This is a genomic window from Ruegeria sp., from assembly GCF_965221235.1.
Taxonomy (GTDB): domain Bacteria; phylum Pseudomonadota; class Alphaproteobacteria; order Rhodobacterales; family Rhodobacteraceae; genus Ruegeria.
Map to the genome: position 1 here is coordinate 622456 of NZ_CBDCRS010000004.1, position 19646 is coordinate 642101.

At 59.6% G+C, this 19646-nt stretch carries 22 protein-coding genes and 1 other RNA gene; 8 read left to right on the plus strand and 15 right to left on the minus strand.

The features are described 5' to 3' along the window. Positions 1 to 3: 3 nt before the first annotated feature. The 3 genes from ACOQOY_RS06130 to ACOQOY_RS06140 all read right to left on the minus strand — a co-directional run bounded on the left by ACOQOY_RS06130 (position 4) and on the right by ACOQOY_RS06140 (position 3216). Complete coding sequence (locus ACOQOY_RS06130) at positions 4 to 444, minus strand: META domain-containing protein (protein ID WP_420584583.1); 441 nt, start codon at positions 442 to 444, stop codon at positions 4 to 6. Between the two features lie 97 nt (positions 445 to 541). Further along, positions 542 to 2320, minus strand: coding sequence for an SLC13 family permease (locus ACOQOY_RS06135; protein ID WP_420584584.1), 1779 nt, complete (start codon positions 2318 to 2320; stop codon positions 542 to 544). An 80-nt stretch (positions 2321 to 2400) separates the two neighbouring features. Next, positions 2401 to 3216, minus strand: a complete 816-nt coding sequence (locus ACOQOY_RS06140; RefSeq protein WP_420584585.1) for a TIGR00282 family metallophosphoesterase — start codon at positions 3214 to 3216, stop codon at positions 2401 to 2403. Positions 3217 to 3305: 89 nt separating this feature from the next. On the opposite strand from ACOQOY_RS06140, the gene ACOQOY_RS06145 reads away from it, so the two are divergent. Further along, entirely contained in the window at positions 3306 to 3539 is a 234-nt protein-coding gene (locus ACOQOY_RS06145) for a DUF333 domain-containing protein (protein WP_420584586.1), read from the plus strand. Here the strand turns inward: ACOQOY_RS06145 and ACOQOY_RS06150 are convergent. Both ACOQOY_RS06150 and mgtE read right to left on the minus strand, forming a co-directional pair. Beyond that, the gene (locus ACOQOY_RS06150) at positions 3536 to 4099 is read right to left on the minus strand and encodes a 5-formyltetrahydrofolate cyclo-ligase (RefSeq protein ID WP_420584587.1); all 564 of its coding nucleotides are present in this window, start codon (positions 4097 to 4099) and stop codon (positions 3536 to 3538) included. The genes ACOQOY_RS06145 and ACOQOY_RS06150 overlap by 4 nt on opposite strands. Then, on the minus strand, positions 4096 to 5490 hold the full coding sequence (mgtE, locus tag ACOQOY_RS06155) for a magnesium transporter (protein ID WP_420587218.1): 1395 nt from the start codon (positions 5488 to 5490) through the stop codon (positions 4096 to 4098). Before mgtE ends, ACOQOY_RS06150 begins: the two co-directional genes overlap by 4 nt. 139 nt (positions 5491 to 5629) lie before the next feature. Between mgtE and guaD the strand changes: the two genes are divergently transcribed. Then, positions 5630 to 6919 carry a guanine deaminase gene (gene guaD, locus ACOQOY_RS06160; protein WP_420584588.1) on the plus strand — a complete coding sequence of 430 codons (1290 nt, stop codon included), beginning with the start codon at positions 5630 to 5632 and terminating at the stop codon, positions 6917 to 6919. Here the strand turns inward: guaD and ACOQOY_RS06165 are convergent. From ACOQOY_RS06165 to ACOQOY_RS06175, 3 genes are all read right to left on the minus strand, one after another. Next, positions 6916 to 8250 carry an 8-oxoguanine deaminase gene (locus tag ACOQOY_RS06165; protein ID WP_420584589.1) on the minus strand — a complete coding sequence of 445 codons (1335 nt, stop codon included), beginning with the start codon at positions 8248 to 8250 and terminating at the stop codon, positions 6916 to 6918. The two genes, guaD and ACOQOY_RS06165, sit on opposite strands and share 4 nt — an antisense overlap. Before the next feature lie 114 nt (positions 8251 to 8364). Further along, positions 8365 to 9156 (minus strand): histidinol-phosphatase, encoded by a 792-nt coding sequence (gene hisN, locus ACOQOY_RS06170; RefSeq protein WP_420584590.1) that lies wholly within the window; start codon positions 9154 to 9156, stop codon positions 8365 to 8367. Positions 9157 to 9201: 45 nt separating this feature from the next. Further along, entirely contained in the window at positions 9202 to 9573 is a 372-nt protein-coding gene (locus tag ACOQOY_RS06175) for a helix-turn-helix domain-containing protein (protein ID WP_420584591.1), read from the minus strand. A 337-nt stretch (positions 9574 to 9910) separates the two neighbouring features. Between ACOQOY_RS06175 and ACOQOY_RS06180 the strand changes: the two genes are divergently transcribed. Continuing rightward, entirely contained in the window at positions 9911 to 10867 is a 957-nt protein-coding gene (locus ACOQOY_RS06180; protein WP_420584592.1) for an NADPH:quinone oxidoreductase family protein, read from the plus strand. On the opposite strand, the gene ACOQOY_RS06185 is transcribed toward ACOQOY_RS06180, so the two are convergent. Beyond that, positions 10864 to 11745 carry a LysR family transcriptional regulator gene (locus tag ACOQOY_RS06185; RefSeq protein WP_420584593.1) on the minus strand — a complete coding sequence of 294 codons (882 nt, stop codon included), beginning with the start codon at positions 11743 to 11745 and terminating at the stop codon, positions 10864 to 10866. The genes ACOQOY_RS06180 and ACOQOY_RS06185 overlap by 4 nt on opposite strands. A gap of 127 nt (positions 11746 to 11872) precedes the next feature. On the opposite strand from ACOQOY_RS06185, the gene ACOQOY_RS06190 reads away from it, so the two are divergent. Both ACOQOY_RS06190 and ACOQOY_RS06195 read left to right on the plus strand, forming a co-directional pair. After that, positions 11873 to 12082, plus strand: a complete 210-nt coding sequence (locus ACOQOY_RS06190; RefSeq protein ID WP_420584594.1) for a DUF1127 domain-containing protein — start codon at positions 11873 to 11875, stop codon at positions 12080 to 12082. Positions 12083 to 12265: 183 nt separating this feature from the next. Beyond that, entirely contained in the window at positions 12266 to 13045 is a 780-nt protein-coding gene (locus tag ACOQOY_RS06195) for a Bax inhibitor-1 family protein (RefSeq protein ID WP_420584595.1), read from the plus strand. A 155-nt stretch (positions 13046 to 13200) separates the two neighbouring features. Here ACOQOY_RS06195 and ACOQOY_RS06200 read toward each other — a convergent pair whose 3' ends face one another. Together ACOQOY_RS06200 and rpmG are read right to left on the minus strand one after the other, a co-directional pair. After that, positions 13201 to 13707: a hypothetical protein gene (locus tag ACOQOY_RS06200; RefSeq protein ID WP_420584596.1), complete on the minus strand. Its 507-nt coding sequence runs from the start codon at positions 13705 to 13707 to the stop codon at positions 13201 to 13203. Between the two features lie 220 nt (positions 13708 to 13927). After that, entirely contained in the window at positions 13928 to 14095 is a 168-nt protein-coding gene (gene rpmG / locus ACOQOY_RS06205; RefSeq protein ID WP_005630270.1) for a 50S ribosomal protein L33, read from the minus strand. A gap of 279 nt (positions 14096 to 14374) precedes the next feature. On the opposite strand from rpmG, the gene ACOQOY_RS06210 reads away from it, so the two are divergent. From ACOQOY_RS06210 to ACOQOY_RS06220, 3 genes are all read left to right on the plus strand, one after another. Beyond that, positions 14375 to 15010 (plus strand): DUF1326 domain-containing protein, encoded by a 636-nt coding sequence (locus ACOQOY_RS06210; RefSeq protein WP_420584597.1) that lies wholly within the window; start codon positions 14375 to 14377, stop codon positions 15008 to 15010. A gap of 12 nt (positions 15011 to 15022) precedes the next feature. Beyond that, a complete protein-coding gene (locus ACOQOY_RS06215) occupies positions 15023 to 15859 on the plus strand; it encodes a DUF2182 domain-containing protein (protein WP_420584598.1) in 837 nt (278 codons plus the stop codon). 68 nt (positions 15860 to 15927) lie between these two features. After that, entirely contained in the window at positions 15928 to 16263 is a 336-nt protein-coding gene (locus tag ACOQOY_RS06220; RefSeq protein ID WP_420584599.1) for a GYD domain-containing protein, read from the plus strand. Positions 16264 to 16269: 6 nt separating this feature from the next. On the opposite strand, the gene rnpB is transcribed toward ACOQOY_RS06220, so the two are convergent. The 4 genes from rnpB to gatA form a co-directional block, all read right to left on the minus strand. Next, positions 16270 to 16669, minus strand: an RNA gene (rnpB, locus tag ACOQOY_RS06225) — RNase P RNA component class A. Between the two features lie 83 nt (positions 16670 to 16752). Continuing rightward, positions 16753 to 17454: an N-acetylmuramoyl-L-alanine amidase gene (locus ACOQOY_RS06230; RefSeq protein WP_420584600.1), complete on the minus strand. Its 702-nt coding sequence runs from the start codon at positions 17452 to 17454 to the stop codon at positions 16753 to 16755. Then, positions 17405 to 18118, minus strand: a complete 714-nt coding sequence (locus ACOQOY_RS06235) for a hypothetical protein (protein ID WP_420584601.1) — start codon at positions 18116 to 18118, stop codon at positions 17405 to 17407. Before ACOQOY_RS06235 ends, ACOQOY_RS06230 begins: the two co-directional genes overlap by 50 nt. Positions 18119 to 18158: 40 nt before the next feature. Further along, complete coding sequence (gatA, locus tag ACOQOY_RS06240; protein WP_420584602.1) at positions 18159 to 19646, minus strand: Asp-tRNA(Asn)/Glu-tRNA(Gln) amidotransferase subunit GatA; 1488 nt, start codon at positions 19644 to 19646, stop codon at positions 18159 to 18161.

A 19646-nucleotide genomic window follows, 5' to 3' on the forward strand; every position in this document is an offset into this window, starting at 1 on the left:
CTGTTAAGGCAGACGAACGAATTTCAGAACCGGCTCTCCGCCTTGGTCCAGCATGACCAGACTGTCGCCCGCAACCGCGTAGGTCGAAACCTGTTGCAGCGCGTCGAAGAATTGCCGCTCGGCTTGCTCAATCTCGGGCGGGCAGGCCATCAGGGTTGCGGCGATGTTATCGGGAAACTCGATGCTGTCGCCTGACATCTCGGCCTTCCCTTTAAAGCGATTGCAGCCTCCGCTGCCGCCAAAGGTGCCTTCGGCCAGAAACTCAAGCTCGGGTCGTTTATCCGCGTTCAGCACATCGCCACCGATACCAATGGCAGACCATTTGGTGTTCTCAAGCGCGGCCTGCGCTGCGTTATTTTCACTCTGCGCCATGCTGTGAGTGCCCAAAAGGGTCAGTACAACTGCGCCTGCTACAATAGCCTTGCCGATCTTTGGAAAAGGCATGATCCTGTCCTTTCACTTCAGACGTTTGAAGAAAAGATTGGGGCGGGATCGGTATTTGCAAGGTTTGCACTATCCGCTCGGCGAAACCGTGCCGGTTTTACAATGGCCAGATCAAAGGGATCAGCAGCGAGGCCAATAGCCCAACAGTCAGGTTCAATGGCACACCAACCCTGAGGAAATCGGTAAAGCGATACCCGCCGGGGCCGTAAACCATCATGTTGGTCTGGTACCCGATCGGAGTCGCGAACGAGGCCGACGCCGCCACCATCACCGCCACGACAAGCGGCCGCGGATCAATGCCAACCGCTTGTGCCAGACCGATGGCGATGGGCGTCACGACAACTGCAACCGCATTGTTCGACACCAGCTCTGTCAGCACCGAGGTCAAAAGATACACCGCCCAGACGATCATGAATGGCGGCAAAAGCCCCAGGCCGGGGGCCACCGCCTCGACAATCAGCGACACCGCGCCCGAGGCATCCAGCGCCGCCCCGATGGCCAGCATGGCGAAGATCAGTGCCAATAGGCGGCCTTCTACGAAGGAAAACGCCTCGTCCGCGTCGATGCAGCGTGTCAGCAGAACAACGGCCACGGCCAGAATTGACAGCAGCAGGATCGGCGCAACGCCCAGCGCGGCCAATGCGACGATACCGACCAGAGCACCGATGGCGATCGGGGCATGGCTGCGCCGGAACGCGCGGGCCGAGGGTTGGCTAACATCCACCATATCCATATCTGCCGCCAGCCGCTGAATGTCTGCCGGCGACCCCTCCAGCAGCAACGTGTCCCCGACACGCACCACCAGATCGTCCAGTTGTCGACCGATGTTCTGGTTCCGGCGATGCACGGCCAGGGTATAAACACCATAGCGGCGGCGCAGACGCATCGCACCCAGCGTGCGACCAACCATGCGGCAGCCGGGGGTGATCAGCACCTCAACCGTTCTGGTCTCGACCGCTGAAACTTGATCGACGCGCTTCAGTTCCTTGTTGGTCTGAAGGCTCAGCAGTTCGGTCATCTCGGTGCGCAGAACCACCCGGTCACCCACGCGCAGCTCGACGCCTTTGAGGTTTCGTCGCAGCGACTCGTCACCCCGGATCACGTCGATCAGACGCACGCCCGGGCGTTTGAACAACTGAACCCCAATGACTTCACGCCCAATCAGATTGCTTTCTGGGGGGATGACAGCCTCGGTGAAGAACTTCATCTTAGAGCGGTCGGACAGCAAGGATGCCATACTGTCCCGATCTGGCAACAGGCGCGGCGCGATGAAGCGCAGATACACCATGCCATAGATCACCAGCGCAATGCCCAGCGGCGTGACCTCGAAAATCGTGAACGCTTGCATCCCCTGCGCCCGCGCCACACCATCCACCAGCAGGTTGGTCGAAGTACCGATCAGCGTCAGTGTACCGCCCAGAATGGCGGCATAGCTCAGTGGGATCAGCAGTTTCGAGGCCGGTACGTTCAGCGTGCGCGCGATCTGCACGAAAACCGGGATCATCACGACCACAACGGGCGTATTTGACACCACAGCCGACGCCAGGATCACAAACCCCATGAGCAGCCCGATGGCGATGCGCGGGTTCACTTGTGCCTGTTTCTGCGCGGTCGAGGTAAAGGCATCCAGCGCGCCGGTGCGGACCAACGCCCCCATGATGATGAACATCGCCGCAATGGTCCACGGCGCGGGGTTGGACAATACGGCCAACGCGCTCTGGTACGGAAGGATACCCGTTACCAGCATGATCGCGACACCGCCGATGGCGACCACTTCGGTCGGGTACACCTCGCGCAGGAACATGATGAACATGCCCGCGACCACCAAAAGCGCCAGTATCGCGCTGCCCATCTCTGTCAGTTGAAGGAATTGCATTCTTGGTATTCTGTCCGAACCCTGGCCTGGCATTTGCGCCCGTCAGGCAGTTTCACGCATTGCGCGGGCCAGAGCAAGCCTTACTGCGGTCCGGCTTGTTGTAGGCGGCCGCCAACGCGCACCATTTGCACAGATTTTGCCTGTCCATCGCGATCATCCGTCTCGACAAAGACACCGCTGAGCGTCGCCTCGCCATTCGCCGGGGTAAAGCGGGCTTTGGGCATTCCGGTGATAAAGCGGCGCATCGGCTCGACCTTATCCATTCCGATCACCGAGTCGTAGTCCCCGCACATGCCCGCATCGGTCAGATAGGCGGTACCACCCGGCAGAATTTGCGCGTCAGCTGTGGGCACGTGCGTATGTGTACCAACCACGAGGCTGGCACGCTTGTCGCAATAGTGGCCCATGGCCATCTTTTCGGACGTGGCCTCGCAATGCATGTCGACGATGATGGCATTCGCCTGCCCGCCGCGCGGGTGCGACTTCAGGATAAGTTCGACCGCCGAGAACGGGTCGTCAAAAGGCCGTTTCATAAAGACCTGCCCCAGCACCTGAACGACCAGCACTTTGCGGCCGCCCGGAGCGTTGTACAGCCGATACCCCCGCCCCGGCGCGCCCTTGGCAAAGTTCACCGGGCGCACGATGCGCGGCTCTTTCTCGATGAATTGCAGCATGTCTTTCTGGTCGAAGGCATGATCACCCAGCGTCAGGCAATCCGCGCCCGCGTCCAGCAGCAGCTTCGCGTGATCTCCGGTCAGACCCATCCCGTTCGAGGCATTCTCGCCATTGACCACAACAAAATCCAGCCGCCATTCGTCGCGCAGACGCGGCAAATGTTGCTGAATGGCCGTGCGTCCCGCGCGGCCCATGACGTCACCCAGAAAAAGTATCCTCATTTGACCTGTCCTAAGTGTGGTAATGGTCAAGCACAAGCGATTAAGCTGCCTGCATAATCCATCAAAGCTCATTACACAGGAGATTCCTGATGTCGCGTATCCTTCTAACAGCCGTTGGCCTAACCGCTTTGGCTGCATGCGACGAGGCCGCAACACCCGATTCCACCACTCAATTGGCGAACCCCGCTGCGACCTATTGCATCGACAGCGGCGCAAAATACGAAATCCGCGACGGTGATAACGGACAATCAGGCGTCTGCATTCTGACTGACGGGCGCGAGGTAGATGCCTGGGAGTATTTCCGCGAAAACAATCCGGCCTAAGCTGAGAACGTCAGCACACGGCTTTCAGTGATAACCATGTCCAAAGGTTGATCCGTTGGCTCCAACGGCAGCCCCTCAGCCTCTTGCGCATCGAATGCAAAACCGATGGCCAACGTCGGACGTTTGGCGCGCAAGCCCTCAAGCGTGCGGTCATAGAAGCCGCCGCCATAGCCTAGCCGCCCGCCCTGTGCGTCGAAGGCAACCAGCGGCACGATCAGGATCTCGGGGTCGAAATAATCATCAACCTCAGGCACTTTGGCCCCGAAAGGCCCGTCTTTCAGCGCGCCTTCGGGCGTCCAGCGGGAAAACTTCAGCGGCTGCCCCGCCGCCTGAATCACAGGTACCCCGACCGGGCCATAGGCCGAGGCCTCGGCCATCGCGGCCAGCGGGTCAATCTCGGTACGGATCGGCATGTAGCCGGACAGCGGCACGCCGCGATGCCCGGCCAAAACTTCGGACAATCGCCCGGCTGCTCCGGGCAGGCGGGTGTCAAAGGCAACCTTGCGGCGCGCAAAAGCCGCCTTGCGCGCAGCGGCTTTGATTTCGGTCAGATCGGTCACAGTAGCACCACGCTGGCAAGCCCAAGAAAGATGAAGAACCCCATGACATCCGTTGTCGTCGTCACAAAAGTCCCAGACGCCAGCGCCGGGTCTACTCCCATGCGGTCCAGCACGACCGGTACTACCGTACCTGCAAAGCCCGCGATCACCATATTCACGACCAAGGCCGACCCGATCACGACACCCAGCAACGGAGAATCGAACCACATCATCCCCACCGTTCCCAGAACGATGGCAAAGCACAGCCCGTTCAGCATCCCCACCAGCAGCTCCCGCCGGATCACCCGCATCACGTTCGATCCCGTAAGGTCGCGTGTCGCCAGCGCACGCACGGCCACCGTCAGCGACTGCGTCCCGGCATTGCCGCCCATCGACGCCACAATCGGCATCAGAATCGCCAGCGCCACAAGCTGATCAATTGCCGCCTCAAATTGCGAAATCACCAGCGAGGCGCAGATTGCCGTACACAGGTTCACCGCCAGCCACGGCAAGCGCCGCTTGCTGGTCGCCGCCACGCTGTCCGAGATCGAGCTTTCGTCGCTGACCCCGGCCAGACGCAGGATGTCTTCCTCGTGCTCTTCATCCAGAACCACCATCGCATCGTCGATGGTGATCACACCGACCAACCGCCCATCCTCATCGACCACAGGGGACGAGATCAGGTGGTATTGATTGAACGCGTAAGCTACGTCTTCCTCATCCTGATCGACGGGGATGGTATGGAATTCCTCTTCGGCGATATCGTGCAGTGCAACCTCGCGCCGTGTTGCCATCAACTTACCCAGCGTCACCTGAGCGACAGGCTTCAGGCGCGGGTCGACCAGAACGACGTGATAGAATTGCTCGGGCAAATCATCATTTGCGCGCATGAAGTCGATGGCCTGCCCCACCGTCCAATGCTCGGGCGCCATGACAACTTCGCGCTGCATGAGACGACCAGCCGAGTTTTCCGGGTAGGACAGCGCTTGTTCCGCCGCGATCCGTTCGGAATCTTCCAGCGCGTCAAGGATGGCCTCTTGCTGCGGCTCTTCAAGATCCTCCAGCAGGTCGACAACATCGTCGCTTTCCATCTCGCGCACGGCGTCGGCCAGAACATCTGGCTTTAGGATGCCGATGATCTCTTCGCGGACGGCTTCGTCAAGTTCCGACAGGATGTCGCCGTCGAATTCCTTGTCATACAGACGGATCAGACGCGCGCGGTCGTAGGGATTGATTTGCTCCAAAAGGTCGGCGATGTCGGCCGGGTGCAGCGGCTCCATCAGCTCGATCAGCTTGTTGCGGTCGTCTACATCAACCGCATAGAGAATGGCCGCTACGGTCTTGCGATCCAGCGCATAGACATCCTCGTCACTGGTCGAGTCGTTTACGGGTTCATCAAAGCCTGTCGTCATGTCTGCCCCCGTTTCTTCGGTCATTGACCCCTAATTAGAAGAAGCAGCTACCGGAAAACAATGACAATGCGCCGATTTACCGACAAGTTTCGCCCGCCTATGCTGTTTCGCAGTCCCATACAGGCGGAGATGAAGGAAAATGGCGCAAAAAACGCTACTGAAAGGGCGTGTTCTGAGTTTCACCGGTTCCCCATTCGAGGGTGAGCCGACCGAGGCCGTGAAAATCAGCGAGGCGGTTCTGATCGAAGACGGCCGCATTTCCGCCGTGGCGGATGCCGACAGCCTGCGTGCAGAGCACCCGGACGCCGAGGTTGTGGATCACGGCCAGCATGTGATCATGGCCGGGTTCGTGGACGCGCATGTGCACTACCCTCAGACAGCGATGATCGCCAGTTGGGGCAAGCGCCTGATCGACTGGCTGAACACCTACACCTTCCCCGAAGAGATGAAGTTCGGCGACCTCGCCTATGCCTCTGAGATTGCCAACCGATATCTTGACCTGACCGCAGCGCACGGTACGACGACCATGTGCAGCTTCTGTACCATTCATCCCGAAAGCGTGGATGCCTTCTTCTCTGCTGCGCAAGCGCGCAAGCAGCGTGTGGTTGCGGGTAAAACCTGCATGGACCGCAATGCGCCCGAGGGTCTGCGGGACACCGCGCAGACAGCCTATGACCAATCCGAGGCGCTGCTGGAGAAATGGCACGGCGTTGACCGGCTGTCCTATGCCATCACACCGCGCTTTTCGCCCACCTCGACACCCGATCAGCTTGAGGCGATGGGCGCGCTTTGGGCCGAGCATCCGCATTGCCTGATGCAAACGCACCTAAGCGAGCAGACCGACGAAATCGCCTGGGTCCGCGAGCTGTTCCCCGACGCGCGCGATTATCTGGATACCTATGAAAAATTCGGACTGCTGGGGTCACATGGCGTTTACGGCCACGTCATCCATCTGGAAGCGCGCGAACGTGACCGGTTGCGCGAAGTCGATGCGGCACTGATTCACTGCCCGACCTCGAACACCTTCATCGGCTCGGGCCTGTTCGACATGGACGGGCTGATGCGTGACGGCCACCGGGTCGGGCTGGCCACAGATACAGGCGGTGGGTCCAGTTTCTCGATGTTGCACACGATGGCATCGGCTTACGAGATCGGGCAATTGCGCGGAGCCCCCCTGCACGCTGCACAATTGCTGTGGCTTGGCACTGTCGGCTCTGCACGCTCGCTGCGGCTGGACGACAGTATCGGCAACGTCGCACCAGGGATGGAGGCTGATCTGGTCGTGCTCGACCTCGCCTCAACCCCCGCCATCGCGCAGCGCGAAGCCTGCACCGACGACCTGTGGGAAGCCATCTTCCCCACGATCATGATGGGCGATGACCGGGCCATCGCCGAGGTTTGGATCGCCGGTCAACGCGTCAGCATCTAACCCTGCAACGCGCGGGCCAATTGATTCTGCCGCTCGATCACGCGGGGCATTTCCACTGTGGTGACATGCCCGTTCTGCACGATCTGGCGACCTTCAACAAACAGGTGCTTCACCTTCAACGGCCCGGCCAGCAGCAAGGCCGCAGGGTCCCAACTGCCTGCGCTTTCGATGCAGTTTGTATCCCAAATGGCGATGTCGGCGCGCTTTCCCGGCTCCAGACGACCGCAATCCGGGCGGTTCAGAACGTCAGCACCACCTCGCGTGGCAATTTCCAACGCCTCGCGAGAGGACATCGCATCGGCCCCGTTTGCGACCCGTTGCAGTAACATGGCCTGTCGCGCCTCAAGGATCAGGCTGCCATTGTCATTACTCGCTGACCCATCTGCGCCCAAGCCGACCGGCACGCCCTGATCCCGCATGACCCGCACCGGCGCGATGCCCGATCCCAAGCGGCAGTTCGAACAGGGGCAATGTGCGACACCGGTCTGCGTTCTGGCGAACAGGTCGATCTCGGCCCCGTCCAGCTTGACGCAATGGGCATGCCAGACGTCCGGACCGGTCCAACCCAGTTCTTCGGCATATTGCCCCGGACGACACCCGAACTGCGCCTGCGAATAGGCGATATCCTCATCATTCTCGGCCAGATGGGTGTGCAACATCACGCCTTTGTCCCGTGCCAACAGGGCCGCATCGCGCATCAGATCGCGACTGACCGAGAACGGCGAACACGGTGCCAGCCCGACCCGACACATCGCGCCCTCGGATGGATCATGGAAGGCATCGACCACGCGGATCATGTCGTTTAGGATCGCCTGTTCTTTCTCGACCAGAGAGTCCGGCGGCAGGCCCCCGTCACTTTCGCCGATGCTCATCGCACCGCGCGTCGGGTGGAACCGCAGGCCAATCTCAGCCGCAGCGGCAATTGTGTCGTCCAGCCGCGCGCCGTTGGGATACAGATACAGATGGTCGGAGCTGAGCGTACAGCCGGACAGCGCCAATTCGGCCAGCCCGATCTGGGCCGAGACATACATCTCTTCCGGCCCAAAGCGAGACCAGATGGGATAAAGCGTTTTCAGCCAGCCGAACAGCAGTGCATCCTGACCGCCGGGTACCGCGCGAGTCAGCGTTTGATACAGGTGATGATGCGTGTTCACCAAGCCGGGCGTTACGACGCATCCGGCAGCGTCATGCACCTCTCCAGTTGTTTGCAAACCTTGGCCGATCCGCGCGATCTGCCCGCCACGGATCAGGATATCAGCGCCTGAAAGCTCGCGGCGCGCATCGTCCATCGTCAGGATGGTGTCAGCATTTTTAATAAGGATTTCGGTCATTCTACCCTCCTTGCATGCGCCCGTTTCGTGCAAGAAGGTATCGGCTGGCGGAAAACGGACATAAGAACCAACCGGGAAGATATTACCCGACCGGTAATTGCCCAGCAAGCTGTTTCAGTGGGTGCTCAAAATCTCTAAGGCCGCCGCGTGCAGATCGGCGTTCGCCGCGGCCAGCACACGCCCGCCCTGATGGGCTGGTCCGCCCTGCCAGTCGGTGACGATACCTCCAGCAGCCTCAATCACCGCAATTGGCGCCTGTATGTCATATGCGTTCAGACCCGCCTCAATCACCAGATCAATCTGACCCGCCGCAAGCAGAGCATAGGCATAGCAATCCATGCCGTATCGCGTCAGCTTCACGTGCTGTGCCACGGCTTCAAACCCAGTACGCTCTTCAAGGGTGCCAACCTCAGGGAAGGTGGTGAACAGAAACGCCTGATCCAGGCTGGGGGTCGAACGGGTCTTCAACGCCATCGTGCCGGTCGGGCCGGTCACGTGCGCTGTATCCGCCGATCCCACGAACCGTTCACCAATATACGGCTGATCGATGATCCCCATGATGGGGCCGTCCTGATTGCTTAACGCGATCAGCACACCCCATGTCGGAGTGCCACTGATAAACCCACGCGTGCCGTCTATCGGGTCCAGCACCCATGTCCGGCCAGAGCTACCCTGAGTCTGGCCGAATTCCTCACCAAAAATACCGTCGCCGGGGCAGTGTTTGGCCAGAACCTCTCGCATCGCCTGTTCGGCGCTTCGATCCGCGACCGTTACCGGATCAAAACCGTCGGTCAGTTTATTCGAGGTTCCAAGATTGGCCTGTCTAAACACAGGAAGAATGGCCGCGCGCGCTGCGTCGGCCATTTCTTCGGCTACTTCCAAATCGCTTAAGGTCGTCTCTTGCATGCGCTACCCGTGCGGCCCGCGCGTTTCAGAGTCAACCCCGTTTGCTCAGGCGACGTCGCTCAGCACACGGGCAAGCTCAAACAGGCGGCGGCGTTGGTTTTCCGGAATCGCGTAATACGAACGCACCAGATCCAATGCTTCTTTGTCCCCCATCAGATCGGCAGGAACCGATTTCTTGCCGGTGCTTTCCTTTTCCGACTCTTCCAGGCCTTCAAAGAAAAAGCTGACCGGTACATCCAATGCCTCGGCAATGTCCCAAAGGCGGGATGCGCTGATCCGGTTGGCACCCGTTTCATATTTCTGAATTTGTTGAAACTTGATACCAACTTGCTGCGCCAACTGCTGTTGGGTCATGCCAATCAGCCAGCGGCGATGCCGGACGCGTTTGCCCACATGGACATCGACGTGATGGGTCATTGGTATTCTCCTCTACTACACACACAACTGACTTGAGTGCGCGACACATTTTCCTACCGCAACACTAGCGAGCCGCCCTTAACCACTCCCTAATCAGGAACATGCCCCCCAAATCAGCACCATGAGCCAATATTGCCGGTTTTTGGCATTTTTTCAAGAAGGTTGAATCTGTTTTGCCCGGTTACGGGTTGTGGTTGTACCCCTATTTTCGCGGAGTAGGCGCTTGCCCCCACGGCAAGTCACTGTCCTTGAGGCGGTTTTTTCCAGCTTCACCGGACAAGCGATTGACAATCCTCTACCGGCGCGAACCAATGCCCGAAAAGACAGGAGCGCACACATGCAGGCCTATAGGATTCCAGCACAAGGCGAAGCAGCCCGACTGTGTGACATTGACATTCCAACTCCGGGCGCAAGTCAGGTTCGGGTCGAGATCAAGGCCTGCGGATTGAACTTTGCCGATTTGCTGATGCAAAAGGGGACCTATCAGGACACTCCAACCGCCCCGTTCACTCAGGGCATGGAAATCGCCGGAATTGTCGATGCGGCAGGGTCTGATGTGTCCCATCTGAAGCCCGGCGACCGGGTTGCCGTCTATTCCGGTCAGGGCGGCCTTGCTGAATTTGGCGTGTTCGATGCAGACCGGGCGATTCTTCTGCCCAACACGGTCAGTTTTGAACAGGCCGCCGCGATCCAGATCGCTTATGGTACCAGCCACATCGCGCTGGCCCACCGCGCCCACCTGCAAGCGGGCGAGACTCTGTTGGTCACTGGTGCCGCCGGAGGCGTTGGACTGACAGCCGTTGAGATCGGCAAACTGATGGGCGCGACCGTGATCGCTCAGGCACGCGGGGCAGACAAGCTGGCCGTCGCGCAAGCGGCAGGGGCTGACCATCTGATTGACGCGTCAGACGACCTGCGCGCGAACGTCAAGAAACTAGGCGGCGCGGATGTCGTATATGACGCGATTGGGGGCGATGTTTTCAAAGCCGCCTTCCGCGCCACCAACCCGGAGGGTCGTCTGCTGCCTATCGGATTTGCGGGCGGCGAGGTTCCACAGATCCCCGCCAATCACCTTCTGGTCAAGAACCTGACGGTGATCGGGTTTTACATAGGCGGCTACCTGACCTTCCGGCCTCAGATCGTGCGGGACAGCTTTGATACGTTGTTCCGCTGGTGCGCCGAAGGTCGGATCAAACCACATATCAGCCACGTGCTGCCCCTGACGGACGCTGACAAAGGGCTGCAACTGCTGCGAGACCGCACGGCGACGGGCAAGGTTGTGATTACGCCCTAACCGACCACGGCCTTTAACGGTGAACTGCCGAGTATGTGGAAATTCTGACGCACCAGCGCCGCCAAAGCCTCGACCACGGGACCGCGCCCAGCCTCACCGCCGTAGAGGTTGATCATATGCGCAGGCAAATCGGGCAGAACTCCGCCGTCGTCGATCTGAACCAGATGGGCGGCTTCGGTACCGTCCAGCATGGCATGGACGGCGAGATCGGCGCTGACCGTCGCCTCAATGGTGCGGTCGTTTTCCGTTTCGACCGACAGTTCCCACGGGATACCAGCCTCATCCAGCGCCGCGATCATTTGCGGCCGGAACATGCACCGACGGCCGACTGCGATAGGCAGCGGTCGTTTGCGCCAGGCCGACCCGCCCGGCGCGCCGATCCAGCGCAGCGGCAATTCGGCGACAGTTTCAGCCCCATCGCCGCCATTCGCCTCGGTCGTGAGGATCAAATCGCATTCACCGCGCTTATACATGTCCTTTAGTTGCAACGAGTAGGACGAAACCAACTGCACCCGCACCCGAGGGAAATCCGCGTTGAACCGCTGCAACACACGGGGAATAGCCGGATAGACAATATCATGCGGCACGCCCAGAACGACCTCTCCCTCATACGCCTGATCGGTGAGTTTCGAGATCACTTCGTCATTCAGCGCGATCATCCGGCGGGCATAGGCCAAAAGTTGGTCGCCAGAGGCGGTCAGCGCGATGGTGCGTCCGCTGCGGTCCAGCAGTTCGAGGCCAAGCAACTCCTCCAATCGCTTGAGCTGCATTGAAACGGCCGATTGGGTCAGGTGCAGAAATCCTGCAGCGCGGGTGACGCCGCCTTGATCAGCCACGGCCACAAATGAGCGTAAGGTAGTGATGTCCAAATTCCGCATCTTCACGAATCCTTATGCATCGCGTCAAAAATATTCATTTTTAAAATGTGTCACACCGAGCCATATAAATCAAGGAACTTGATGAGAGGGCGACTTCCCATCGAAAACCAAGGAAAGGACAACAATTATGACCCAAATTGCAATCCACAGCAACTGCAAGCCCCGTCGCCGCATCGGTCTGTCGGTTTTATTTGATGTGATTTCGCTGCGCCGCCAACGCCGTACCTTGGCCCGGTTGGACGATCGCGCGTTAAAAGATGTCGGAATCACGCGCGAACAGGCCGAAGCCGAAGCCGCACGTTCGATCTGGGATGCGCCGGAATTCTGGCAAAAATGAGTTCTGAGTGCACCTTTTATCACTGAATGGCGACCCGCTAGTGCCGGTCGCCATTTTTGTTGTGACTTTTAAGCGGAATCCGGCGCTAAACCCTTGAAACGCGACCCGCAGTTGCCGATATTTGCGGGGAACGGGTTCTGATTTTCAGAGCCCCATAAGAATGACGTGAAGGGAGACCCTTATATGGCACAATTTGACACGATCCGGACGGCGGCCGGCGCGCGCGCTGCCCAGATTGACGAGGGCCTGCGCGCCCACATGAACAAAGTCTACGGCACAATGTCCGTGGGCATGCTGATCACAGCGCTTGCCGCGTGGGCGATCGCTGGTCTTGCTGTAACCTCTGATCCGACCAATGCCGTCGCTCAGATCGGCGCTGATCGTTATCTGACCAGCCTGGGTGGCGCACTGTTCCTGTCGCCGCTGAAATGGGTTGTGATCTTCTCGCCGCTGGCCTTCCTGTTCTTTGGCTGGGGCGCTCTGATGCGTCGTGGTTCGGCTGCGGCCGTTCAGCTGGGCTTCTTCGTCTTCGCCGCTGTTATGGGCGTGTCGATGAGCTCGGTGTTCATGATCTACACCCCCTATTCGATCGCACAGACGTTCATCGTCACCGCAATCGCGTTTGCTGGCCTCAGCCTCTATGGCTACACCACCAAGCGTGACCTGAGCGGCATGGGTACATTCCTGATGATGGGTGTGATCGGCCTGCTGGTGGCGATGGTCATCAACTGGTTCCTGCAATCGCCTGCGATGATGTTCGCGATCTCGGCCGTTGGCGTTCTGATCTTTGCCGGCCTGACCGCGTTCTACACGCAGGACATCAAGAACACCTACGTTGCCCACGCAACCCATGGTGATCAGGAATGGCTGGACAAAGCCGCCATCGACGGCGCGCTGAGCCTGTATATCTCGTTCCTGAACATGTTCCAGTTCCTGCTGATGTTCATGGGACAACAGGAATAACGCATCACTCTGATCAGATGCAGCAAGGGCGGGTCTGAAAAGATCCGCCCTTTTCATTTGGCCTCTGCCCCTGCGCCCGCAACCCCGGACTTGCACCTGCCAAAAGAAAAGGCCCCGTCCATAGACGAGGCCCCGTAATCGTTTTCCAGATTGGCTTAGCTACAGTTCAGCGGCACCGCGAAACCAGAGCTGCGGTCCGAGGACCCCTTGCCGTAAACGTCGCCAGCAGGCAGGCACCCGGTGAACTGCTCGGCATTGCGCCCAAAGGCCGCCCCGACTTCGTTGCTAATGCGGGTGCTGTTATTTGCGGTGCGCAGAACCCCGTACGTAGTGCCATTCACATTGACCGTGCTCAGGAACAGGTTCATGTCCGACCCGGACAGAAGAACCGAATTGGTGTCACTGCGTCCGCCATTGTCGATTGCCACGCGCGATACCTTGTCGGTTTCGACCTCATCGGTTGTCACAGAAATCGTGGGCAGTTCTGCCAGCTCTGCGGGGATATTGGTCGCATCCGGCAAAAAGCCCGCGGCACCTTTCACGTCCGAGATACTACGCGGCTCACCATCAATACCGGTGAAGCCAACGCCTTGGCGGTTATACGGGTCCTCGCATGCCGCAAGGGCCAGAATGGTTGCTGTGGATAACAAGATTTTTTTCATGACGGCCAACATTTTGGATGGATTTGTTGAAGCGTAGGAGCAAGCCCCGCCAAAAAGCAACCCGTGGCCATATCGAATGGCTGACCCGCTGAGGCTTCGGTGCAACGGCCATATCATCGGACCGGAACAGTGCTTGCTCGCCCGACAACAGACGGAAGGCAAAGAAAAAGGGTCCTGCCACGGCAGAACCCTTTGAAATTGCCCAAGTTGGACAGCAAGATTACTTGATCTTGCCTTCCTTGTACTCGACATGTTTCCGAGCAACCGGATCGTATTTACGAACGGTCATTTTCTCGGTCATGGTGCGCGCGTTTTTCTTGGTCACGTAGAAGTGGCCCGTACCCGCGGTCGAGTTCAGACGGATCTTGATTGTCGTCGGCTTCGCCATGGTTATCTCCTGCGTCCGAAAAGGCCGGGCCTTTCGGTTGAATTCCTATGAGCGTGCGCTTTTACCCGGTCGCACAGCCGAGTCAACCGGAATCATCCTCTAAAGCGTACAAATCGTGCAGCGGCTCTTAGCACGCGGTTTGGCGCGCTCACGGTTCTGTGATAAAGTCGCGCCATTCTATCGCGTGACGTTGCCAGGATCAGGCGCGCGCCGAGGCTCAGGTAACAGGCAAACACTCTGTCAGCAGATTTTTCGTGCATGTTATTATTGGGGGCTCACATGACAGAATGGACACTTCAGGGGGAAGAACTGGCCAATTGCAGTTGCAACTTCGGTTGTCCGTGCCAGTTCAGTGTTCTGCCGACGCATGGCAATTGCGAAGCGGTTGTTGTCTACAATATTCAGTCTGGTCAGTACGGCGATACCGACCTTTCGGGGTTGCGCGCGGCGGGGGTTTATCATTGGCCCGGGCCAATTCACGAAGGCAATGGCCAGATGCAACTGATCATCGACGAGAGCGCCTCGGCAGATCAACGCGCAGCTTTGCAGGCAATCATGACCGGCGAAGACACCGATGAGATGGCCACCTTCTGGTATGTCTACAGCGCTATGGCGCCAACCAAGCACGAGACGCTTTTCCTGCCGATCGATCTGAACTGGTCCCGGGACGACCGCACGGGATTCGCCAAAGTACATGGCGTATTCGATTTAGAGGTCAGCCCGATTCCTCATATCGTTTCCGGGGCGCCCCATCGGGCGTCGATCCAGTTGCCGAATGGGTTCGAGTATCGCCACGCCGAGGCGGCTTCGGGCACAGCCAAAACAACGGGCGGCGCGATCAGCCTGAGTTTTGACGCAACCCACGCGCATCTGGCGCATCTCAACATCTCGAGCCACGGCGTTCTCGGCGCATAGCAGGGGAATGGTATGACCACGCCCCCTTCCCGCCCCGGAGTGGTGGACAGGGTGTTGCGGCACGACAGCGGAGTCGTTCTGTTCTGTGTTCTGCTGATCGTTCTGGGTGCATCCTGGTACACCATCGCCGGCATCGGCATGAACATGACCGCCATCGACATGACCCGGATGGCCGGGCCAATTGGTGAGCCGATGCGCATGCCGGATCAAACCGGCTGGACCGCCACCTATGCTGCACTGATCTTTATGATGTGGTGGGTCATGATGATCGCCATGATGACACCCAGCGCCGCTCCGACCGTGCTTTTGTTCACGGCTATCAAACGGATGGGACCGGACAAGGCGCAAGCATCCCGTCTCAGTCTGTATTTCCTGTCGGGATACCTTGTTGCATGGGCTGCATTTAGCGTCGCGGCGACGGCGGCCCAGTGGGGGATGGAGGCTGTCGGGTTGTCAGATGGACCCATGATGACAATCCGCACCAAGCTTTTTGCCGGATGCGTTCTGATCGCAGCGGGTCTGTATCAACTCTCAAGCCTCAAATCCGCCTGTCTGCGCCATTGCCGAAGCCCCGCACAGTTTCTGGCCGAGCATGTCCGGCCCGGCACTTACGGCGCGTTTCGGACCGGTGTGGTGCATGGCGCGTTTTGCCTGGGTTGCTGCTGGGCGCTGATGCTGTTGCTGTTCGTTGGCGGTGTAATGAACCTTTATTGGATCGTCGGCATCGCCATTTACGTCGCGCTCGAGAAGCTGTTGCCGCGTGTCCGGTGGTTCATTCCCCTAACCGGTATCGCGCTGATCGCCATGGGCGGTTGGTTCGCCGCGGCCCCATTGGTTGCGGCGGGCTGACAGGCGCATGACGGCCAAAGGACCGGCCGAATTACGGGTCCTGAACCAACCTGAAACAGGAGGTGGAAATGCCAATTTTCATTACTTACGCGTCTTATTCACACGTGGGCGTCAAAGGCATGCTGAAGAAGCCCGAAGACCGCACTGCGCCGGTCAGAGCGCTGCTTAAGAAAGCAGGCGGCAAATTGCTGGCGTTTTACATCACCACTGGCGAGAATGACGTTGTCGCCATCAGTGAGGCCCCTGACACAACCGACGCCGTCGCCATCAGCATGGCCGTCGCGGCTTCGGGCGCGGTATCGAGGGTACACACGGTTCAAGCCTGGAAAGCCAAGGATTTCGCGGCCATTACCAAAAAAGCGGCGAAACTGACCGGGGCTTACACGCCGCCGGGTGGCAAATAGGAAAATACGCGCGGAGGGCCTGTAAGCCGGATCTTGTTCCGGGGTTGCCCCCTTCGATGACCATTCCTCTAGGCCGTGCATTGCTGCACGGCTCAAGCTGCCAACCCGGTCCCTCTCGGCCAAGACGCGCTTAGCGGCGGTATCGGCTGACGCCGACCGGCCCGCGCGGGGACCCTATTTGGCATTGCTCCCGGTGGGGCTTGCCGTGCCGCCCCTGTTGCCAGGGGCGCGGTGGGCTCTTACCCCACCGTTTCACCCTTACCTTCGACCGAAGCCGCAGGCGGTCTGATTTCTGTGGCGCTTTCCGTCGGGTTGCCCCGCCCGGGCGTTACCCGGCACCGTTGTCTTGTGGAGTCCGGACTTTCCTCTCGGGCCTTGCGACCCCAGCGGCCATCCGGCCCTCCGCGCAGTGCGCTGGGTAGGCTGTAGCCCCGGCGGCGTCAAGGGTGGTTGGGGTGGTAAAAGGGGCAAGATGAAGAGCGGATCAAGCTATTTGGCAAGCGGTGCGAGATCGGCCGGTTGTAGGGAACCTTTTCCCCATGGGCGATATCTAAGTCGCACGGCGGTGAGCAGAGTGTCGTCGTCGGCCTCGGCGGTGTAGCCCGCGGATTGTGCGAGACTACGGAAGGCGTCCATCTGCACATCGGGCGGCACGCTGTGATTGCGCTGGCCCGCAAGCCTGAGGTGTTCCAGTCTTTGCCAAGGGAATCGGGGGCCCGGATCGGACTTTCGGCCGGGCGCCATGTCGGAATGGCCAATCACGTTTTCCGGGGCAATCGACCATCGTTCTGATATCTGGCGCAGCAAGGCTTCGAGGATCATCAGCTGCGGTTCGGGAAATGGATGAAAGCCGGTATTGTCCAATTCGATCCCGATTGAGCGGGAATTGATGTCGGATTGACCGTGCCATTCCCCTGCCCCGGCGTGCCATGCGCGATCTTCTTCGCGCACCATCTGCCAAAGCGTGCCATCCCTACCGATCAGGTAGTGGGCCGAGACTTCATAGGCGGGGTCGCACAGACGCTCCAGCGCCGCCTGAGCGCTGGTCATAGCGGTATAGTGCAGAACGATCAGGGATGGCGTCAGCCCATCCCTGCGCGCGCCGAAATTGGGTGACGGGTGCCAGATAGGCGACAACGTGTCAGTTGCTGACGGCACTGCGGAACGGGCTGGGATCCCAGCTGCAAGCATAACCATCCCCGTCCGGGTCAAGGCCTTTGCGGTCACGTTGGGGGCCACCGGTGGACAGAAACTCGATCTGGGCCTGATCGGGCGATGGGAACTTGGCGCAATTGCGCTGTGCCTTGGCCTGAAGGTTGAACCCGGCGCGGCTGTAGAGCTGAGTTCCCACCGGATTCGATGTGCTCAGTGCATATTGCACGATGTTCGGCTGACCATCCGTGCCGCGCTGAGGAACGGCCGTGGGGGCCACGACTTCATAGGTTTGGCGGTTCTGTTCGATCCGGGCCGCGTCGGATTCGATAGACCGTCGGTCAGAGACCGCCGCGAAATCCTGTTCGTCCGAAATCGCGTTGTTGCTTGCAACGGTGCTGCTTTGCGGAATCGCCGACAAGGGGGCCTGTTCCACCGTGGCTTGGCCAGAGGTGCTGGCCAACGCCGCCGCTGTTGCAGAGGCAATGTCAGCATTTTCGCCGGTCGGCAGCGGTTCGCCCAATTGTTGTTCTGACACCTCGACCGGACCTAGAAGTGGGTTTCCGGTATAGCCCTGCCCGGCAAGCTGCGCTTCGCGCTGTGCCTGATACGAGGGCGTGTTGAAATCCGTGCCACCTATCGGGGCCACCGTGTTACAGGCGGCCACGAACCCGATTGCGGGGATCAGAAGCGTAAAGCGCATCCAGCTGCTCCGTCTTTCCTTGTCTTGCCTCGTCCGAGGATTACCACCATTTCCCCGGCTTGGCCACAAATCCGGCGGCGTTTTCCAGCGCGTAGGCGGTGTTGAGCAGATCGCCCTCGTCCCATGGACGTCCGATCAGTTGCAGACCCAGTGGCAGACCTTGCGCATCCAGACCGGCAGGCACCGAAATCCCCGGCAAACCAGCCAGGTTCACGGTCACGGTGAAGACGTCGTTCAGGTACATCTGAACCGGATCAGCCTCGGTCATCTCTCCCAGACCAAAGGCCGCAGACGGCGTGGCCGGGGTCAGGATGGCATCGACGCCAGCAGCGAAGACATCTTCGAAGTCTTTCTTGATCAGTGTGCGGACGCGACGGGCGCGGTTGTAGTAGGCATCGTAGAAGCCTGCCGACAGCACATATGTGCCAACCATGACACGGCGCTGCACCTCATGACCGAACCCTTCGGCGCGGGTTTTTTCGTACATCTCGGTGATGCCGTCACCCTGCGCCAGTTGCGCACGGCGACCGTAGCGGACACCGTCATATCGGGCCAGGTTCGAGGAGGCCTCGGCCGGTGCAATCACATAGTACGCAGGCAGCGCGTACTTGGTGTGCGGCAGCGAAATATCGACGATTTCGGCACCTGCGTCTTTCAGCATCGCCGCGCCATCGGCCCAGAGCTTTTCGATCTCGGCGGGCATGCCGTCCATGCGGTATTCTTTCGGAATACCGATTTTCTTGCCCTTGATGTCACCGGTCAGCATCGCCTCGAAATTCGGGACGGCCAGTTCGGTGCTGGTCGAATCCTTAGGGTCGTGACCGCACATGGCTTCCAGCATGATTGCCGCGTCACGGACGTTCTTGGTCATCGGACCAGCCTGATCCAACGAGGACGCAAACGCCACGATGCCCCAGCGCGAGCAACGGCCATAGGTCGGCTTGATACCGGTGATGCCTGTAAAGGCGGCAGGCTGACGGATCGAGCCGCCGGTGTCGGTGCCGGTCGCGGCCAGACACAGATCAGCGGCCACGGCCGAAGCCGACCCGCCGGACGAACCGCCCGGTGTCAGTTGCGCATCGTCATTGCCGCGACGCCACGGGCTGACAGCGTTGCCGTAAACGGAAGTTTCGTTGGACGAACCCATGGCGAATTCGTCCATGTTCAACTTGCCCAGCATCACTGCTCCGGCATCGGCCAATTGCTGCGAAACGGTGGATTCGTATTCCGGCTTGAAGCCTTCCAGAATTTTGGATGCCGCCTGTGAAGGAACGCCCTTGGTGCAGAACAGATCCTTGATGCCAATGGGCAGACCACACATCGACGGCGCATCGCCGCCCTTGATCCGCTCATCAGCCGCCTTGGCACGCTCCAGTGCGATCTCGGGCGTTTTGTGGACAAAAGCGTTCAGTGCGTCGGCGTCATCAATGGCCTTCAGGCAGGATTCGGTCAGCTCGACCGAGGTCACTTCACCCTTGCGCAGCGCGTCGCGGGCCTCGGCCAGGCCCAGTTTATTCAGATCGCTCAT

Coding starts and splice junctions, on each gene's coding strand:
- ACOQOY_RS06190 (WP_420584594.1), top strand. CDS start 11,873: ATGACCCAAATTGCAATCCACAGCAACTGCAAGCCCCGTCGCCGCATC.
- ACOQOY_RS06180 (WP_420584592.1), top strand. CDS start 9,911: ATGCAGGCCTATAGGATTCCAGCACAAGGCGAAGCAGCCCGACTGTGT.
- ACOQOY_RS06175 (WP_420584591.1), bottom strand. CDS start 9,573: ATGACCCATCACGTCGATGTCCATGTGGGCAAACGCGTCCGGCATCGC.
- ACOQOY_RS06165 (WP_420584589.1), bottom strand. CDS start 8,250: ATGACCGAAATCCTTATTAAAAATGCTGACACCATCCTGACGATGGAC.
- ACOQOY_RS06220 (WP_420584599.1), top strand. CDS start 15,928: ATGCCAATTTTCATTACTTACGCGTCTTATTCACACGTGGGCGTCAAA.
- ACOQOY_RS06235 (WP_420584601.1), bottom strand. CDS start 18,118: ATGCGCTTTACGCTTCTGATCCCCGCAATCGGGTTCGTGGCCGCCTGT.
- ACOQOY_RS06185 (WP_420584593.1), bottom strand. CDS start 11,745: ATGCGGAATTTGGACATCACTACCTTACGCTCATTTGTGGCCGTGGCT.
- ACOQOY_RS06140 (WP_420584585.1), bottom strand. CDS start 3,216: ATGAGGATACTTTTTCTGGGTGACGTCATGGGCCGCGCGGGACGCACG.
- ACOQOY_RS06200 (WP_420584596.1), bottom strand. CDS start 13,707: ATGAAAAAAATCTTGTTATCCACAGCAACCATTCTGGCCCTTGCGGCA.
- ACOQOY_RS06145 (WP_420584586.1), top strand. CDS start 3,306: ATGTCGCGTATCCTTCTAACAGCCGTTGGCCTAACCGCTTTGGCTGCA.
- hisN (WP_420584590.1), bottom strand. CDS start 9,156: ATGCAAGAGACGACCTTAAGCGATTTGGAAGTAGCCGAAGAAATGGCC.
- ACOQOY_RS06215 (WP_420584598.1), top strand. CDS start 15,023: ATGACCACGCCCCCTTCCCGCCCCGGAGTGGTGGACAGGGTGTTGCGG.
- gatA (WP_420584602.1), bottom strand. CDS start 19,646: ATGAGCGATCTGAATAAACTGGGCCTGGCCGAGGCCCGCGACGCGCTG.
- mgtE (WP_420587218.1), bottom strand. CDS start 5,490: ATGACGACAGGCTTTGATGAACCCGTAAACGACTCGACCAGTGACGAG.
- ACOQOY_RS06195 (WP_420584595.1), top strand. CDS start 12,266: ATGGCACAATTTGACACGATCCGGACGGCGGCCGGCGCGCGCGCTGCC.
- ACOQOY_RS06210 (WP_420584597.1), top strand. CDS start 14,375: ATGACAGAATGGACACTTCAGGGGGAAGAACTGGCCAATTGCAGTTGC.
- rpmG (WP_005630270.1), bottom strand. CDS start 14,095: ATGGCGAAGCCGACGACAATCAAGATCCGTCTGAACTCGACCGCGGGT.
- ACOQOY_RS06130 (WP_420584583.1), bottom strand. CDS start 444: ATGCCTTTTCCAAAGATCGGCAAGGCTATTGTAGCAGGCGCAGTTGTA.
- guaD (WP_420584588.1), top strand. CDS start 5,630: ATGGCGCAAAAAACGCTACTGAAAGGGCGTGTTCTGAGTTTCACCGGT.
- ACOQOY_RS06135 (WP_420584584.1), bottom strand. CDS start 2,320: ATGCAATTCCTTCAACTGACAGAGATGGGCAGCGCGATACTGGCGCTT.
- ACOQOY_RS06230 (WP_420584600.1), bottom strand. CDS start 17,454: ATGCTTGCAGCTGGGATCCCAGCCCGTTCCGCAGTGCCGTCAGCAACT.